Source organism: Pirellulaceae bacterium, from assembly GCA_029243025.1.
GTDB lineage: Bacteria > Planctomycetota > Planctomycetia > Pirellulales > Pirellulaceae.
On sequence record JAQWSU010000057.1, the window covers coordinates 50,401 to 66,694 of the forward strand.

Annotated in this window: 11 protein-coding genes; 3 read left to right on the plus strand and 8 right to left on the minus strand. The window is 52.7% G+C overall.

Features of this window, described 5'->3' with window-relative positions; all coding sequences use genetic code 11:
- The first annotated feature begins 7 nt into the window (after window positions 1-7).
- On the plus strand, window positions 8-2,719 hold the full coding sequence (locus P8N76_28490) for an alpha/beta fold hydrolase (GenBank protein ID MDG2385642.1): 2,712 nt from the start codon (window positions 8-10) through the stop codon (window positions 2,717-2,719).
- A 110-nt stretch (window positions 2,720-2,829) separates the two neighbouring features.
- On the opposite strand, the gene P8N76_28495 is transcribed toward P8N76_28490, so the two are convergent.
- On the minus strand, window positions 2,830-3,252 hold the full coding sequence (locus P8N76_28495) for a rhodanese-like domain-containing protein (GenBank protein MDG2385643.1): 423 nt from the start codon (window positions 3,250-3,252) through the stop codon (window positions 2,830-2,832).
- Between the two features lie 681 nt (window positions 3,253-3,933).
- On the opposite strand from P8N76_28495, the gene P8N76_28500 reads away from it, so the two are divergent.
- Window positions 3,934-4,806: a PHB depolymerase family esterase gene (locus tag P8N76_28500; GenBank protein ID MDG2385644.1), complete on the plus strand. Its 873-nt coding sequence runs from the start codon at window positions 3,934-3,936 to the stop codon at window positions 4,804-4,806.
- A 75-nt stretch (window positions 4,807-4,881) separates the two neighbouring features.
- Here the strand turns inward: P8N76_28500 and P8N76_28505 are convergent, their stop codons facing one another.
- The 5 genes from P8N76_28505 to P8N76_28525 form a co-directional block, all read right to left on the minus strand.
- Complete coding sequence (locus P8N76_28505) at window positions 4,882-6,111, minus strand: serine hydrolase (protein MDG2385645.1); 1,230 nt, start codon at window positions 6,109-6,111, stop codon at window positions 4,882-4,884.
- Between the two features lie 742 nt (window positions 6,112-6,853).
- Window positions 6,854-7,471: a hypothetical protein gene (locus tag P8N76_28510; GenBank protein ID MDG2385646.1), complete on the minus strand. Its 618-nt coding sequence runs from the start codon at window positions 7,469-7,471 to the stop codon at window positions 6,854-6,856.
- A gap of 450 nt (window positions 7,472-7,921) precedes the next feature.
- Complete coding sequence (locus tag P8N76_28515; GenBank protein ID MDG2385647.1) at window positions 7,922-10,078, minus strand: hypothetical protein; 2,157 nt, start codon at window positions 10,076-10,078, stop codon at window positions 7,922-7,924.
- A complete protein-coding gene (locus P8N76_28520) occupies window positions 10,075-12,705 on the minus strand; it encodes a hypothetical protein (protein ID MDG2385648.1) in 2,631 nt (876 codons plus the stop codon). The genes P8N76_28515 and P8N76_28520 overlap by 4 nt, the downstream gene beginning before the upstream one ends.
- 160 nt (window positions 12,706-12,865) lie before the next feature.
- Window positions 12,866-14,245: a DUF805 domain-containing protein gene (locus P8N76_28525; GenBank protein MDG2385649.1), complete on the minus strand. Its 1,380-nt coding sequence runs from the start codon at window positions 14,243-14,245 to the stop codon at window positions 12,866-12,868.
- A gap of 248 nt (window positions 14,246-14,493) precedes the next feature.
- On the opposite strand from P8N76_28525, the gene P8N76_28530 reads away from it, so the two are divergent.
- Complete coding sequence (locus P8N76_28530) at window positions 14,494-14,907, plus strand: hypothetical protein (GenBank protein ID MDG2385650.1); 414 nt, start codon at window positions 14,494-14,496, stop codon at window positions 14,905-14,907.
- 467 nt (window positions 14,908-15,374) lie between these two features.
- Here the strand turns inward: P8N76_28530 and P8N76_28535 are convergent, their stop codons facing one another.
- Complete coding sequence (locus tag P8N76_28535; protein MDG2385651.1) at window positions 15,375-15,788, minus strand: hypothetical protein; 414 nt, start codon at window positions 15,786-15,788, stop codon at window positions 15,375-15,377.
- Between the two features lie 298 nt (window positions 15,789-16,086).
- The coding region (locus P8N76_28540; GenBank protein MDG2385652.1) for a hypothetical protein at window positions 16,087-16,294 on the minus strand (208 nt) is incomplete at its 5' end.

The window sequence follows — 16,294 nt, forward strand, 5'->3', positions numbered from 1 at the left end:
TTAGGTCGTGAAGACAGATCGCCAGTATCGGCCCGTGCAGGCCGCTGATTTTTTCGGAACCCTCACTGAACGTTTTGGTCACGCATGCGTTGATTTTGCAGAGCGAACCGCAGTCGTGGGTCGTGAAAGATTGACTTATGCGGAACTCGATCGAATCACTAACTGCTTGGCACATGCTCTTGTCAAGCATCGCGTCGATTTGAATCACCCTGTCGCCATTCTGGCAACTCCTGGGATCGAATTTGTGTCAGCCGTGTTGGGGACGCTTCGGGCTGGTGGCAGTTATTTGCCGTTGGATGTTCGCGATTCGACGCTAAGACTTGCCGAGACGATTGACGATATTGGATGTCGCACTGTCATCGCTCACTCAGATTTCATGGATCGGTCGGGTGATCTTCGAAAACAATGTCCTCAGCTGACTGCGGTGTACGACATCGCGATGTTGGGCAGCAAGAAAGTTCTACCGCCGATTGAGCCACCGACAAAAGTGACGCCCACAACACGCGCCTGCGTTTTTCATACTTCCGGATCGACGGGCAAGTCGGTTGGAGTCTCGATGAGTCATGGTTTTGTTTTATCGGACATATTGCGACAGACAAACGACTTGGCGATTAGCTGCGAAGATCGATTTGACTTGTTGTTTTCACCTGTGTTTAGTGCCTCACTAGCCCCGATGTTTGGGGCTTTATTGAATGGTGCGGGACTTTGGATCTTTGAAACGGCCGAACAAGGGGTGCATCGAATTGCGTCTTGGTTGCAGGCATCTCGCATTTCACTCTCCACGATGTCTGTTTCGACGATGCGAACGCTGTTGGATTCGCTGACGGAAGGAGAGAATCTTGCTGCTTTGAGATTGGTTTCGGTTGGTGGAGAGCCTCTGTGGGCCTCTGATGTGCACGATTTTCAAAGAAAAGTCCATCGCAAGTGCTTGTTGCAAAATGCCATGGCCACGACCGAAACACGTACCTACGCACAGTTGTTTATCTCGCATGACGATGATGTCAGTGACCCGGTACCGGTTGGATTTGGAGTCAACGATCGTACGATTCGATTGCGCGATGATCGTGGGCAAGATGTATTGCCAGGGGAAACCGGTGAAATTGTGGTGGATGGCCGACTGTTGTCAGACGGCTATGTCAACGAACCCTCGTTGACTCATGCTCGCTTCGAACAACTGCCAAATGGCCTAACGCGATACCGTACTGGTGACTATGGACGGTTCGATGACCGTGGCCGTCTGATCTGTATTGGGCGAAAAGATTCGATCGTTAAAATTCGAGGGCACCGAATCGAAACCAATATTGTTCAGCGGGCCTTCGAGGCGCTTGATTCGGTTGAGCGGGCAGCTGTGCTTGCCGATGAAGCAAACTCACAGGAACTGCGACTGGCGGCTTTTCTGCAGTTGAAATGCAGTCTGTCGACGGAAGAAATCAGAAAACAGGTTGGCGAGCATCTTCCCCAATATGCGATCCCCCAACAGATCGTTCCCCTGGAATCGCTGCCACAAACCGCGACGGGTAAAGTCGATCGGCAAGAGTTGCATCGAATCTTATCGAAGGAATTCCCACGACAACATTCGCCTAGCCAAAACATCCGTCAGCCAGTTGACGGAGGGCAGGGAATCTTAGGCAAATTTCAAAACATGACTGAGCAACAGCTGGGTGAGATTTGGCGAACCTTGTTGTGCAAGCCGATAAGCCGTTCGGATGATTTTTTTGATCTTGGCGGCGATTCGTTGGCTGCTGTTCCGCTACTAACCGCAGTTGAAAAGCAACTCGGATGTCGACTCAGTTTTCAACAATTGTCTGAACATTCAAAATTAGGGGAATTGGCTCAACTGATTGAACAGTCGGAGACTAAAAAGTCTCCAATGGTGAAGTTGGAGAGTGGCCGATCCGAGAGCGATTGTCCACCCATGTTTTTTGTCTCGGGTATCATGGGCTATGCGACCGATTTTCAATCCTGGGTAGACAACACAGACGGTTTGTTTGGGGATCTGTACGCCTTCGAGACAGCTTATTTGAGCTCAGATACAGAACCGGAGCTGCATCTTGATGCTGTGGCAAGACAATATGTTGCCTGTGTGGAAGAGGTGGCAGACGGCGCGCCGGTGATTGTGGGTGGTTATTCTTGGGGAGGGCTGGTTGCACACGAAATGGCTTGTCAGTTGAGAGATCGTGATATCCCGGTAGAACTGTTGGTCATTTTTGATACACCAGTTCCTGGTGCCGTTTTAAAAGATCATCCATCCTGTTTGTCACGACTCCTGACCATTCTTGGTAATTTGCCAGCTTGGATTCGATATGACTTGTGCCGGATGCCTTGGTCGGTGACCTGGAATCGATTCCGAGGTAGTGTGGAGCAAGCGTTTGGCCAGTTGTTTGGCAGCCAAGATCGCGACGATGCAACCAATGTCCGCCGATTCTTTGGCCGGGATGTTAGCTCGAATGCCGGAATGGATGATTTTAAAAAACATTGTCGCGCGGCTACTAATCTGACACCGAAAGTTTTTTGCGGGAAGACACTTGTCGTTCGGGCCCGGGCACAGTCGTTGACTGATCCGCGATGCGGTGCCTTAGGATGGGAGCAATTTGTTGTCCCAAATCCGTTGGTGCGCGTTGTGGGCGGGAATCACAAATCGATGATGGAGGAACCATACGTCCGGGAGATCGTCTCGTCCCTGAGACTTGTGGTGGACAAAGCTGTCAACGATGTTTGATCGACTTGTGAAACGGTGAGCGTCGGCAGCCAACAAATCCAGGAAGTCGGTATCGCCAAAGCGATCCGACCTCTTAAGAATTTCATGACTTCTAGGATGTGACGGCCTTCTTATTCGCTGCCAAACCTCTGTTGAGCGTCTTCCAGGCCGCCCACGTTTTCTACGTCCGTGTAACCCAGATCCTCCAGTGCCGTTTTCGCCCTGCCAGCTCGACCGCCTGCTCGGCAGTGAAGCACGATAGGCGTCGACTTGTCGGAAACGTGTTCTGCGATTTTGGCGGCGATTTCGTCATGGGGAATGTGGATCGCTTGTGCCAGATGGCCAGAATTCCACTCTTCCAGCGAGCGCACATCAATGATCACCGGTGCTGTTTCGGCCGCCGTATTATCAGTTGGTTCCGTTTGCTCTTCCACTACGTCGACGGAAATGGCTGGCACATTCGTTTGAGCGGCAGGCTCTGTGGATTTCTGACAGCCGATTTGCGGTGCCAAGATCAGGAAAGAAAACAGGATGAGATTTCTATCGGATAACATAACGATTTCCATGTTCTGATGAAATGAGCCCCCAATGCCAATCGCTAATCGGGGCGAAACGGGTTCCTAGTCCTTTTTAGAACCGTCCATCCGTTGTCAGTCAACCCAGGGAAACGAAACCAATTCCAGGGATCGCTGTGTTGGGTTCTGTTGCACCTGGGTGAGTCTCCTGCCAACAAGGAGTCGTTGTCTGCCATTCGAATCAACGATGTCTTGGCTGCGAAACCAAGTGATCGAGTTCTGAGCGTCTTTCGCCGTAATGGAAACCTAGGGACGTTGACTCGTGAAGGAAGGCGTAGATCGATTAAAAAGCTGTCTAGGAAAAAGGTGAAGACAGCCGCCAAATCGCGGCCCCGTCTTCGAAGATGTGTTCGCCAAAGATTTTTCGGTTGGCAGGGTCGTATTCACACCCTTCCAGGGTTGGGACGAGTCAAAGCCGTAATTAAGTGGTCCCTACAGCGGGCTTTCGGCAAGGACGGGCAATGTCACTCCGATTGAGCGACGTGGGGGCTTCTGTTGGGGTTCTGTCAGCGTCATCTTTCGGAATAGAATAGGTTCTCAACGCATAAGTCGAGTAGGCAATATAACGACGCGTGGGTGTGAGATTGCCGATGCGATATCCTCAACCCGTCTGTCATCCGCATCCTGTGGGAGATGGTCCATGTTGCTCAAAGGAAATAGATGCCAAAGCAGAATTTTCGTATTGCTCTTCTGATCCTTACGCTCTTGTCGCTGTTGACCTGCAGCTACCAACTCGTCGGTGAAGAACAGCACACGGTTAGCCCGTTCCTCGCATTCAATTACAACGGAGTTGTAAGGAAGTATCTGCTGCACCTACCGCAAGAGCTTCCAGACAATGCTCCGTTGGTGTTTTTGCTTCACGGGTACGGTGGTGATGCCCGAGATTACGTTGAGCTAGGAATGAATCAAGTAGCAGACACACACAAGTTTGTGGTCTGCTATCCACAAGGCGAAAAAGATTTCGAAGGCATGCCCCACTGGAATGCCAGGCTCAAGATTAGTCAGACCGACGACATCGGCTTCCTGTCGGCACTGGCCGCCGATGTCCAAAAACGCCACAATCTTAATTCCAAAAAGACCTTTACCTGTGGAATTTCCAACGGTGGCTTCATGAGCTATACCCTGGTGGCAGAACGCCCCGATGTATTCAAAGCAGCCGCCTCGGTGATTGGCACCATGAGTGGATACACTTGGCAGCATCGTGAAAAGATCCAACCGATACCTGTTCTCCAGATTTCAGGCTTGAGTGACAAGGTCATTCCGTATGATGGGACGATGGCATCGGCCGGCGGTTGGGGAGGGGCACCGAGTCAGGACATCGTTATTGATTTTTGGGCCAAGCTCAATAAAACCCAGACCAAAGAGGTCGTCAAGATTTCTAAGAACACAACAGCTGACTATTACAGAGACGGTGTGAACAATCACGAAGTCTGGCACTACAAGATCGCGAGATTTGGCCACCGAGTGCCGAGCAAAAGAGAAACGGGAATTGTCACCGCAGAGCTGATTTGGCAGTTTTTCAGTCGATTCTAGTGTCCGCTTCAATCGTCACTGGGCTGTCTTGGCGACGTGCAGGCCTGGGGCATGTCGAGGTAGTTGTCAGCGATGTTACATCGCATCCGTTTTAATGGCGGCATACACCACGGGGCGGATGGCCTGTTTGATCTGCCGCATTGGAGACTGGTTACTCAGTGTGATGACGGCCAGCTCATCGCTTGGTGAGATAAAGAACTCTGTGCCGAGTCCACCGAGCCATTCGTATTCACCGATCGGTGACGAATTGACTTTTCGGATTCGGACGGCGAATCCGAGGCCGAAGCCTCGCCCCGCAGGCTGGCGGCTGATTTCGCCGACTCCTCGGGGTAACTGGTTGCGAGTCATCATTTCGACCGTTTCCGCCTTGAGTAAACGTTGGCCGTTGAACTCACCTTTACCGGTAAGCATCAGGCAGAATCGCATATAGTCGGCAGCTGTCGAGACGAGTCCACCGCCGCCGGAAAGAAATTTAGGTGATTTCTCAAAAGTGAATGGACCGCTTGTTCCCGGTTGTTGGGCGATAACTGGCTTCAAGTCGTTGTCGTAAGCCACTGCCAATCGGTTCCATTTTTTTTGGGGAACATGAAACCCCGTGTCTGTCATGTTGAGTGGTTCAAACACCATTCCTGCCAGCGCCCGATCAAGCGACTTACCAGCGCCGATTTCCACCAGTCGGCCCACAACATCTGTCGCAAAGCTGTAATGCCATCCCTTGCCCGGTTCGTATCGAAGTTTCACGGCGTCGAGGTGGTTCATCATTTCCTTAAGTGTGCTGTCGGCCAGCGGAGGATGTCCTGCTTTGCGAAGAGCCCGATCGGTGGTGACGTTGTTGGGCAATCCAGATGTGTGTCGCAGCAAATCTCGAACTGTCATTCCTCGCTGAGGTAGTTGTCCGTCGAATTTCATCTTGCCGAGCGACGCAATATATTTTTCGGCAGGTGCGTCAAGTTCCAATTTTCCATCCTCGACAAGGATCATGGCGGCGACACTAACGACCGCCTTGGTCATCGAATAGAAACGGAAAATGGTCTGCTGTTGCATGGGCCGATTTGCTGCAATGTCCTGCATGCCGTAGGCCTTGAACTGGATTACTTTGCCACGTCGTGCCACGATTGTGACGGCGCCCGCCAATTGCTTCTTGTCAATGAACGACTGCATGATCGTATCGATGTCAGTTAGCTTTTCGGGCGACATTCCCACCTCATGGGGCTCAGCAGTCAGCAGCTCCTGGCCGACTGCGCTAACTAGCGGCGTAACCAAGTAGGTAGCTAACATCACCGTGATAAGGTTGGCGTGGTTCATGAAATGATCTTTCAATCTCAAGAATGATTTACCGAATCGGGGTGAGCAAAGCTTGACTCGTGACTGTTGAAATGGAGTCCGAATCGAAAAAGGTAACCGACGCGTTTTGCCATCCAAATGGGTTGCTCGGATTCTGCCTCGCGCGACCGAGGCAACAAGTTGTCATTGTAATGGGCAAGTTATCGGTCTTGACGGGTTTTTAAAGGGAACTGTTTCGTGATTGACGTTGTGTTTCTAGTTCATTGTCTGCCCCATGCCAAATCCGGTGCGGATCGGGATTAGTTTTTAAATGATTAAATTGCGATTGAAACGGTGATGCTGAATTCGATCGTACTGGGCTGGTGGCTGCATTTGCGGACGGCGGTTACGAACTACCGCGGCACGAGGCGAATGTCACAGCCGTATCGGATCATCTGACTTCGTGTTAGTAGTGTTCCCAATTCCAGGGCTGTTGTAGACGATGCGGCAGCAATGATAGGAATGCGACATTTGTTGACGACCGATCAACCTCGCACCCGTTTCCTCAAATCGGCTGATCTTGTTGGGATCGAGGAAGAACGTTGTCGATCGTAAGATTTTCGACGCGCGGAGTCGCTGCGCCGAAATTTTCGATGCAGGAAGGAATTCCGGTGAAAGAGATTTCCCACGCCAAAACAGAGGGGTGTTTAAGATTGCAAAGCCACTACGAAATGCTCCGTCCTAGAGCATTTCGTGCCAGGGCTTTTTAGCTGCCAGATTGCAATTAGTCAGATGAGTTCAGTGCTTTTAAGCCTCTGCCCAACTCTTCGTGATCCAGGCTGCCGTTCGCATTGGTATCCCATTTCTTGAGGAGTTCCTTCGCCCCACCACCACGCCCGGTCGGACCTGCCTTGCTTGAGGGGCCATCTTCTCCAGGCCCTGTGCTTCGGAAAACATTGGTCGTCTGGCTATGGTTGATCCCGGGAATTGCCGAGGGACCTACCGTGTGGTATTGAAGGTTGCTATGGGGAACTCCGTAGGAAGTCCAGCGACTACCCGTCACATGCGTATTCCCTTCCCAACGGTTCACGCGGCGCCAGGAACCGGGATCGATATGTCCTCGATTAGGGTCGATTGCACTTTCTTTCACCTTGCTCTGAGTTGTGTCGACCGTCCAGCGACCCGTGCTCGGATCGTAATGGAAACCACTGAAGTGATTGTGAGTCTGTGCAACGGTCGGATTCCAAGGTGGCTGATAGGGATACGGATGGGGATATGGATGGGGATAGGGATAGGGATATGGCATGTGCGGATGAGGATGGTACGAATGAGCTGGCTGGGCTGCCAAGTCAGTCGCAATCCAGCCAAACAATAAGGTAACCAAAAGGACTCGGTAAAACATAAAAAACTCCCCAGGGTAGCGAAGTAGATTCGTTCAACAAACACCCACTGGTTTCTTGTGGTGCGGGCGGAACAATTGATTTGAAAGAGGCACTGCCTTTGCCCGACGGTCTGCCGGAATTGAAGTCGTGCCCCCAAATGACCAAACTGCGATAGTCCACAGTAGTGTAAGTCGATGAAGGAGGCGATGCAAATGATTCTCAGCGGGACTTTGGAGGGTACTGCAACCATGCCTCCATCCTGATTGAACTCGGCGGCAAAAGCCTGGTGGGGCGTGTTGATTGATAACAGACAACATCGAGGTGGCAATTCGGCTCAGACTGCCAACACCACACCTTTCCTCGTGTCGACGAAAGGTGTGGCTGCTGAGCTCGAGGTGATGGGAAGATCATCAACAGAGTGTCTTAAGATAAGTGTATGGCGTCTCGGCATTGGCTGCGCTCGGCAGCAATCATTCATTCTCCTGACGCAGAACATTCCAAACACCGCTTGCGTCGATGCTGATACTCGTTCCGTCAATCTGAGCAGTGGAGTTGCCTGATTTGGTGACTTGAGTTTTGATTGTCGCTGCCAGGGAGCGAGAGTTCTCGTCTTGAGTGTGAGGAACCAGCACGCTTAAGAATCGTTCGGTCTCTCCATGTTGGATCGGACGCCAGCCGAAGCAAGTGATGTTCGGATCGCTATCCTGCGAGTGTCGCTGTCGCACTTTCCCGAAGTTCATCACACCGTCCTGATGAATATACAGCAGCAAGTGCATCTTATCTTTTTGCCACCAAGCTTGCGCAAACGCGGGTCCATCAAACCAATTGGTATCCTGCATTGCAAGATTGCGAGTATCATCCGTCTGCTCGTTTTCAGGAATAGCCAGATGCCATACGGGGCCGACCACATAGTCGTCGCCAAGCGGCTTGCCGCCGACATACTCATCGGCCACCACGAGGTAACCGTCGTGGGTTAGCACGGCGCGACGAATCCAGCGGCTACCGGGACCGTAGTAATCCTCGAAAGCAAATTGTCCAAAACTATCGCCCGCATCGTTGTTTTCGGCGCGACTTAGTTCCGGTAGGCTGCGGATCGATCCGCGTCGCATGTAGTCTCGTTCGTCGCCTTGGCGATCCGGATGAAGCGGGAATTTGTGCCGCTTGTGCATGACTAACAACAGATCGAGGCTCTCCTCACCAGAGCCACCGCCTCGCAAGTTCTTATCGGAATAAACGTTGTTGTACTTGCCCGAACTGTTTAGCAGCTTTGCGCCCTTCGCGGAGTATTCGTAGAGATGACCTGATACGTTGTCCAAATGCTGATCTTTCTTGTCGTAGAGAAAAAAGGCAGCGATGGGATTACCCGCAACCTGTCCGGGACGCAGATAGATGCGCTCGTGGATTTTATGATTTGTTGCACTCAGCAGCCCGACTGACGCTCGTCCTGTTGGCATCTGGGGCTCGATCCCACGTTCGATAAACCAGGCAAATCGCCGCTGGTAGGCAGCTTGGTATGCTGCCGGAACTTTGCCGTTCGGCGGACATCCCCCCAGGGTCACCTGTTCAGCAGCCCATAGATATTCGCTGTCTTTGTAGTGTTGCGCCAAGCGATACCAGAATTGTCCATCGCGTGCCGATTGCTCGACGTCGTAATAGCCGAAATTCCAGGGATCAGCGTAAACTTGAGAATAGGTTTTACGCATCCGTACACCGGAATTCGGATTGCCGCGCACGCCGCCCCCATGAACAAATCCGAGACAGCGGTGGCCGACCGATTTGATCAGTTTACGGTCGGAATCGATCCGGTCGGTGGCCTCCGCAACGTCGAGCATCCCGTGGAGGAAAATTGGACCATAGGGGTAGTAGTTCCATTCCTTCCAGTCTCCAAATTCGGCGAGGTGATTCCAGATGCGGTCGAGCCAAGCACGTGCCTGGGGCGCTTGGGGTGCGTCGGGAAAAAGTTTTACGGCGAGTGCCACTCCGCCAGCGTTGCCGAACGAATGGTTGTTTGCCGACTGTGTTTTCGCCTTGAAGTCAATGAATCGTGGTTCGAGGCTCTGGTACACGATTCGTTTGAAACGCGCCTGTTCTTGCTCGGTGAGCACACCACTCGCGGCTAGTTCCTGGTAGATACGCATCCGTGCGGCACTGCCCCAACTGCCGTGATAACCACCCCCATGGACGTCGCGTAGCAATGTGCGGCTGTCCACATCGAGGACGCGTTCCCGCTTGTCTCCGCTGACGGTAGTGAAGAAAATGTATAAGAGGTCGCCTTCGCCTTTCGCTTCGAGTTTGGCATGCCAATCGAGAATGAGCCCGCGGAATACGGCTGCCAGGATTTTGAGTTCGTTCTCGCTTTTGCGACCGCCATCGACGTACCGACAACGCAGCCGGTCCCAATTCCACCATCCTCGCGAAAATGAATAGCTCGATCGTTCAGCAAGCGATTTGCGCAAAGCCGCTGCCATCGCATCGATGTCCTTGACGTTGTCATAGGACGGCCGTGGGTGGCCGATCAGAAGGTTGTCGCCTTGGTCACCGTTCGCAATGTCGCGAGGAGCTACCAGGAAAACCATGAAGAGGACGATCTTGGCGACGATTTTCGAGCGTGGAACTGTCGATTTCATTTTGATTCCGATTCCAACTTTGGACGGGTTATTTTCCAGGTTCCGTCAGGCGTGACAGTGGTCGTGACCAGGCCAATGGTGGCCCTGCATTGGCCGGTCTCATCGACGACGGTCTCGATCTGGGCGGCGATTTTCCGGGCTGATTGTCCGTCATCAAACGGAACCAGCACACTCAGAAACACTTCAGTTTCACCTGCCTTTAAAACAGCCTTCGCGTGACAATTTTGTGTTGGGTAGTATTCGAATCCCAACGGGCGCGAGATATCTGGTGTGGTGTCGTGTGCGGTGATGCCGAAGGATTTTCCCTCGCCCGGGTGGATCCACAGTAGCAGGCGTTTTTGCTTTTTCTGCCACCAGGCGTGATCCCAAGCCGGAGCGTCGATCCAGTTCTGACCAGGATCGATTTCCAACGAGCCGCGGTCAGGTCGGTTGTCTTTTTCCCAATTTGGCTCCGGTCGTAATAGCCAGCAGGGTCCCGCGAAATAACCGTCGACGTTCTTGCCTGGCTCGTAGCTGTCGCGCACGACGAGATAGCCCTCGCGAGTTAGCACCGTCTGACGCGTCCAGTTGCTGTGTGAGTCGAAGTAGTTGCGGTAGCGAAACTGCCCGAACGAATCTTTGTCGTGATTTTCGGCGCGAAGGGAATCTTGATCGAGGATCCCTCCGCGGGCAGCGTAGGTCAGATACTCCATGCGACCATTCAAGAGGAAGCCGGCTTGGTGACCTCCACGTGTGCCAAATCCGCCACTGCCGGAGGCAATGCGGCCGTTGTGGTGGATGAATAGTCGCGTGTAATCGCGAGACGCATCAAAGCAGATGTCGAACCCTGTTAATCGTAGCGTGTAGCGGCCCTGTTCTTCTTGTCGTTTAATGCGGAGTCGTTGATCAGCCTGACCGTTTGGGCCAGCGGCGAGAGAAACGAACTCGTTTCCGGCGTCACCCCCTTTCCAGACAATTCGTTTGCCATGCTGTTCGGTTTCGACGCTGAGGGTGAGCTTCTCTGGAGGCTGTTTCCATGATGCAATGAGCGGCCGGTTGCCTTTCGGGCCGGAGAGTTGTGGGATCGACAGTTCGATTCGTGGATCAATCAAATCAAACTCGACTGACTCGAGGCGAAAGTCGTCATTCAAATACCAGTAGCCGTCCATGTTGCCGTGCGCGTAGCCCATGTCCGAATCATCGGTGCGTCGGAACAGATCGATCTCTTTGACGTATTTCCAACGATTGGAATCGGGGCCGCGGCGGCTGTTGAGTAATCCGGCTAAGGGCATCGAAGCGGTTCTCCAGTTCCCGGAAGGGAGGTCGCCAGGCCGTCCGGTTACAAAGTCGACGCTCGGGTGCTGTACCCAAAATGCATCGTATGATGCGTGGACCTTCATCGCGTTGCTGTTGTACTTACCTGAGGTGTGTAGGAGCTTCGCACCATCGACGCAGTACTCGTAGAGTTGTCCCATGACGTCGTCGTTGTAGTGCATGTAGTTGTTGTTTCGGTCATAAAGATAGAAAGAAACGAACGGCTTACCTGACTCCCGTCCCGGGCAGAGATAGAGACGCTCGGGTACTTTATGTTTCAGCGGACTGTAATAACCGATCTTCGAACCGCCCACAGGGGCTCGTGGTGCAATGCCACGTTCGACAAACCAGTCATAACGCCGCGCGTAGGCGTTCGTGTATTTGGCTGGAAGTTGATGACCCTTTGGGGGGCGTCCCCCGAGACACGCTTGCTCAGACGCCCAAAGGAATTCGGGTGATTTGAATTCTTTTGCCAGTCGGTACCAAACTTGTGCGTGATTATTTGCGCCGTGGTAGTAATCACTATTCCATGGATCGGCGTAGGCCTTTGTCCGATCAGCGACGACGAGTGAGCCGGAATTCGGGTTGCCTCGCACACCCCCGCCGTGCACATAGTCGAGATAGCGGCGTGCATGGGCGTGGAGAAATGGGCGTTCTGTTTTGAACTTACCCATTCCTACGGCCATGTCCAACCAACCATCGAGGTAAATTGGACCGTAGGGAAAGTAGTTCGTTTCAGTCGTATCGCCGTATTCAGTCAGTTCGCGCCAGAGGGCATCTAGCCAGCGGCGGTGAATTTTTGCCTGGGGTAGGTCTGGGAAAATTCTCAATGCGATGGCCGGCCCACCATTCATTCCGTAGGGGCGGTTGTTCGCGCAGCGTTCGCTGCTTCCATAATCAAAACTTTGCTGGAGTGCCTGACTGATAATCTCGCGAAAGTGTGCTTGCTCTTCGGTGGTCAATAGGTTGCTGCGTACGAGTTCTTGGTAGATTCGCAAGCGTCCGCCACTGCCCCAAGCGCCATGTCCGCCGAAAAAAGTCTTGTAGCGGTCACCCTTTCCTTCGCGATCGAGAATGCTGCGGAAATAGGCCTGCAAAATGATGAGTGTGTTTTTTTCCTTTCGCCCGCCGTCGATATATCGGGATAGCAAGCGGTCCCACTCCCAGGCACCCCGTTGCATCGCAGGCTGGCTCTGACGCACCGCGTCAGCCAACGCTCCGATGTCCGCAACGCTTTCATAGGAAGGCCAAGGGTGGTCCTCAGCGTTCGCCACGGCTCCGGCGATAGGCAAGGCGAGCAACAAATAAGCTTTCTGTAAGGTTGCTTTTTTCAAAATCGAAAGCCTTTAATTTGATATCTTGGATGCGAATCTTGCTCACATCTTTGGTCTTCATTTTATCAAACCCAGACATGCTCGGTTGTGTGAATTCCGTGCCCACAGACTTTGGGGAGGATCGACTCTCGCGTTTTTCGCTGCCGATGAATGGTCGTCTTCATGACCGAAAAGGCTTGCTGTGAGATTGGCTTTCTGCTTCGGAAAGCTGCTTGATGTGCGACAGTACCCGTTGATGAATGCGGTGAATCAATCCGTCTGACCACAATGTCCAATAGGATTGAGGGAACATATCGAACTCGTACCACGTACGTCCCTCTAAACGGGTTCCGCCATCTCCTCGACGAATTAGCAGAAACTGGCCGCGGTTGCTGCGTAGATAACCTTCTAGATGCGGTGGATGTACATGCCGATACGGGCTGAGTTCGAACATGGGAGCAGGTTGATCGGTAACATCGAAGGCGAGCTGATTCGGCTCGTCCCATACGGTGATTGGTTCGACAAAGGTACCTGTCGTAAATTCGCAGTAACGTATTGCTCCAACGCCTTGGCCTTCGATGTAGGCGCGCCGTGGGCATGCGATGCCGAGTCGGAAATACCACGGAGCCGCTTTCGGTAAGTCCGGGAAATTGACGACGTTTTTCCAGACTACTTCGGGGGGCGCGTCGATCTCGACCGCGGTCATGACCTCATATTCTGGCGATCGAAACAGCTGTGACTCGGCACAGCAGATTAATGGGAGACACACAATGGCGGCTAACAGACCCTGAGTCTGTTGCGTTGTCGTATCCGCGATTACTTTGCCGATCAATCCCCCGAATGCTCCCAGGGGTAAGAACAAAGGAAGTACCATCGCGATACAAATCACTCCCTCCAAGGCGAATAGCAATATGGCTACTCCGGCAAAGAAGACGGAAGCGATTCCCACCATCAGCGATTCGAGGTAGCCGCGGGGGTGAGGGCGGTTGTAAAGGTAGGCGGCTACTGCGCTCATCAAAAACGGTGTTCCGAAGAACAGCGATGCCCCGTAGCTGGCGAATAAGTAGACACTGCACACCAACATCGTCGCGCCGACCAATAAGCTCGTAGCAACGGCGATGGCCGCGCTGTAAGCACGGCTATTTGAATTGATCGGTTGTGGTTTGATCGACTGCTGCGCATCACGACAGCTAGGAATGAAACACATAACGATCATGAAGATAAGGTTGACGATCGGTATCAGCACGAGCAGTCCCAGCCAGGCTGATATACCGGCGTCAGCTGAGCGACGAACGCTCATCGAAGTCGCGATCCAAAGAAACGGTAGGGACCAAATTAACAGACCCACGACGAGCCATTCAGGGGCAGCCTGGAGGTGCTCGTTCCGGACGCTGATCAGAGGATTGAGAAAATGCCAGGGCGTGAGAAAGGACGAAGTAAACGTCCAGATGACGGAGGCTTCGACACAATATTTCAGTAACATCAGTGTGAAGCCAGCAACCGCATAGGCGGTGCGACTGACCCTTGCTGAGACGCCAAGACAGAGTCGGAAAACGCCCATGAGGCCCAGATTCGTTGATGCGTTGTCCAACGGCTTGTCCCAAACGGCAGGCTTATTGATTGGGCGCCATGCCCGTCGGGGAAGTATAGCAGATCTTATCAAAGGCTGCGCCGCTAAACCCGCTTGTTGCCAAACCCGCTTGTTGCCAAACCCGCTTCTGATTGGGACGCGGTTACGAAAGGTGATACTTTGCGGTTCTCGTCGGGTACAGTCAACTGCCTGTTCATGAATCAACGGGATGAGTTATTGTGAAATCAGTCGATCTAGCCCGTAAATGGCAATTTGACCTTCGTTCTATGTTGGGATACATGACGCTCGGCGGTGTTCTCTTTTCCGCCTCCTCCATGGTGGGGATCGGCTCGATGATTGGCTTGATGTTGATGGCCCTCGCGTTGTGGTGGAGGCAGGGCCTTCTTGCACTGATGATGTGGGCGATTATTTTCAAATTCTCCGGAAGTGCGCAGGCGGAGCCATCGGGGAGTGTCATCTTTCTCGAGACCACGGTGCTGCCCGTGGTCGTTGTAGCGTGGTATCGATATCGGCGTCTGGTGAATGAGGATGCCCAAATAAAAGCCACTCAAGTCAGAAGCGGTGACCTCGAGCCAAGTAAAGTTGGTGCCAAGTCGCTCGCTGTTTCCTTGCCGAACGAATCCTCCTTTTAATTCCCAAACGGGTGTCGTTGAGAGGATTTCAAACGATAGCTGACACCGAAAGCAAGACGGCGTGGCAGCCCAACGGCACATGGCGGAATCGCGGCCTTAAGCGACTTCATGGCCTGTCCAGTTTTCTCTAGCCGGATTACCCCAGACCCTCGAATTTACAAGCTGTCATTGCGACGGCAACTTACCGATGGGGACAAGTTCTGAACGGACTCCATTTCGTGATCGCCTTTGCAATTTGGGTTCTTCGTCGGTTCATGGCAAAGCTGGTGCGACTCAGAGTTGGTTTTTTGCATGATAACATGAAGGCTGGGCAGCTAATTTCGTGGAGAAACAGTTCCCAATCTGGGTGCCGCCTTTCGCACTGTTCTGATTTTTAGCCGCAGTATTGATTCTTTCGATCTGATGGACCCATTCGGCCGTTTTCGCGAGTCTTTTTTCGTGCACCTGTGAGACAAAGGAGTTGGACGTTAATCCAAGGAGCTGATTCCGATGCGGAGTGCCTGCTCGGGTTGGGGGAATTGAAATACCGGTTTGGTGTCTTTGGGGAACGTCTCACGGTAGATACGTTGAATTTCTTCCGGCGTTCGGTAGCAGATTGCGTCATCTGGAAAGCGAGCCTTGCTCCAACCGGGATTCACATAGAACTCGGTAGGCGGGCCTTGTCCCTTCCTGCCACCTTGTCGGGAAGCCATGAACGCCCTGGCTTCCTTGACTGTTAACGTGCCATCTCCGTTAACGTCAGCCGCTGGAAATCGACGCAACAACTGCCGCAATTGAGGGGCTGACTGCGAGAACGCCATCGGCGTCATGACCATCAACAGAAAAAAAGCACTTAGGCTGGCGATCTTGATGCATCGATGTTTTCGTAAAGAGCTGTTCATAATCACGAGGGTATCCTCCTGCTTCTGTTAGGCATACTGATTTTTTCTCTAACAGCACGGCTGCGATCGCTGTGAACAGGAGGTCCAAAAAGGTAAGGCAATCGCCAAATTGATTGAGAGACACCAACTCATCAAGGGGCCTTTCGCATCCTGAAAGTGAACCAGAAAAACCATTTTTTGATTTCAGGACTGGACTATACTGATGGGATATCTGATGATCGGGTTGGTCGACTGGTGATTGGAACGGCGACGCTGAATTCGATAGCGCTGACTTCGTGGCTGCATTTTCGGATGGCGGCTACGAACTTCCGCCGCGCGAACCGAACGTCGCAGCCGTACCGGAACCATCGGCATTCGTCTTAGCACGTTTGCGATTCTCGGGTTGTTGCGTCCTATCCGCCGCCGATGATATTAACGCGGCATTTGGGCACTGAGCCAACGCGCACAACCTGACGTCAATAGCCTTGATCTTGCTGGGATCGCGGGGGAATGCTGTCGATTGCCCG

Bases quoted from the DNA above. Each gene is read 5' to 3' on its own strand.
- P8N76_28505 (MDG2385645.1), bottom strand. From the start codon at position 6,111: ATGAACCACGCCAACCTTATCACGGTGATGTTAGCTACCTACTTGGTT.
- P8N76_28535 (MDG2385651.1), bottom strand. From the start codon at position 15,788: ATGAACAGCTCTTTACGAAAACATCGATGCATCAAGATCGCCAGCCTA.
- P8N76_28500 (MDG2385644.1), top strand. From the start codon at position 3,934: ATGCCAAAGCAGAATTTTCGTATTGCTCTTCTGATCCTTACGCTCTTG.
- P8N76_28510 (MDG2385646.1), bottom strand. From the start codon at position 7,471: ATGTTTTACCGAGTCCTTTTGGTTACCTTATTGTTTGGCTGGATTGCG.
- P8N76_28495 (MDG2385643.1), bottom strand. From the start codon at position 3,252: ATGTTATCCGATAGAAATCTCATCCTGTTTTCTTTCCTGATCTTGGCA.
- P8N76_28525 (MDG2385649.1), bottom strand. From the start codon at position 14,245: ATGGGCGTTTTCCGACTCTGTCTTGGCGTCTCAGCAAGGGTCAGTCGC.
- P8N76_28515 (MDG2385647.1), bottom strand. From the start codon at position 10,078: ATGAAATCGACAGTTCCACGCTCGAAAATCGTCGCCAAGATCGTCCTC.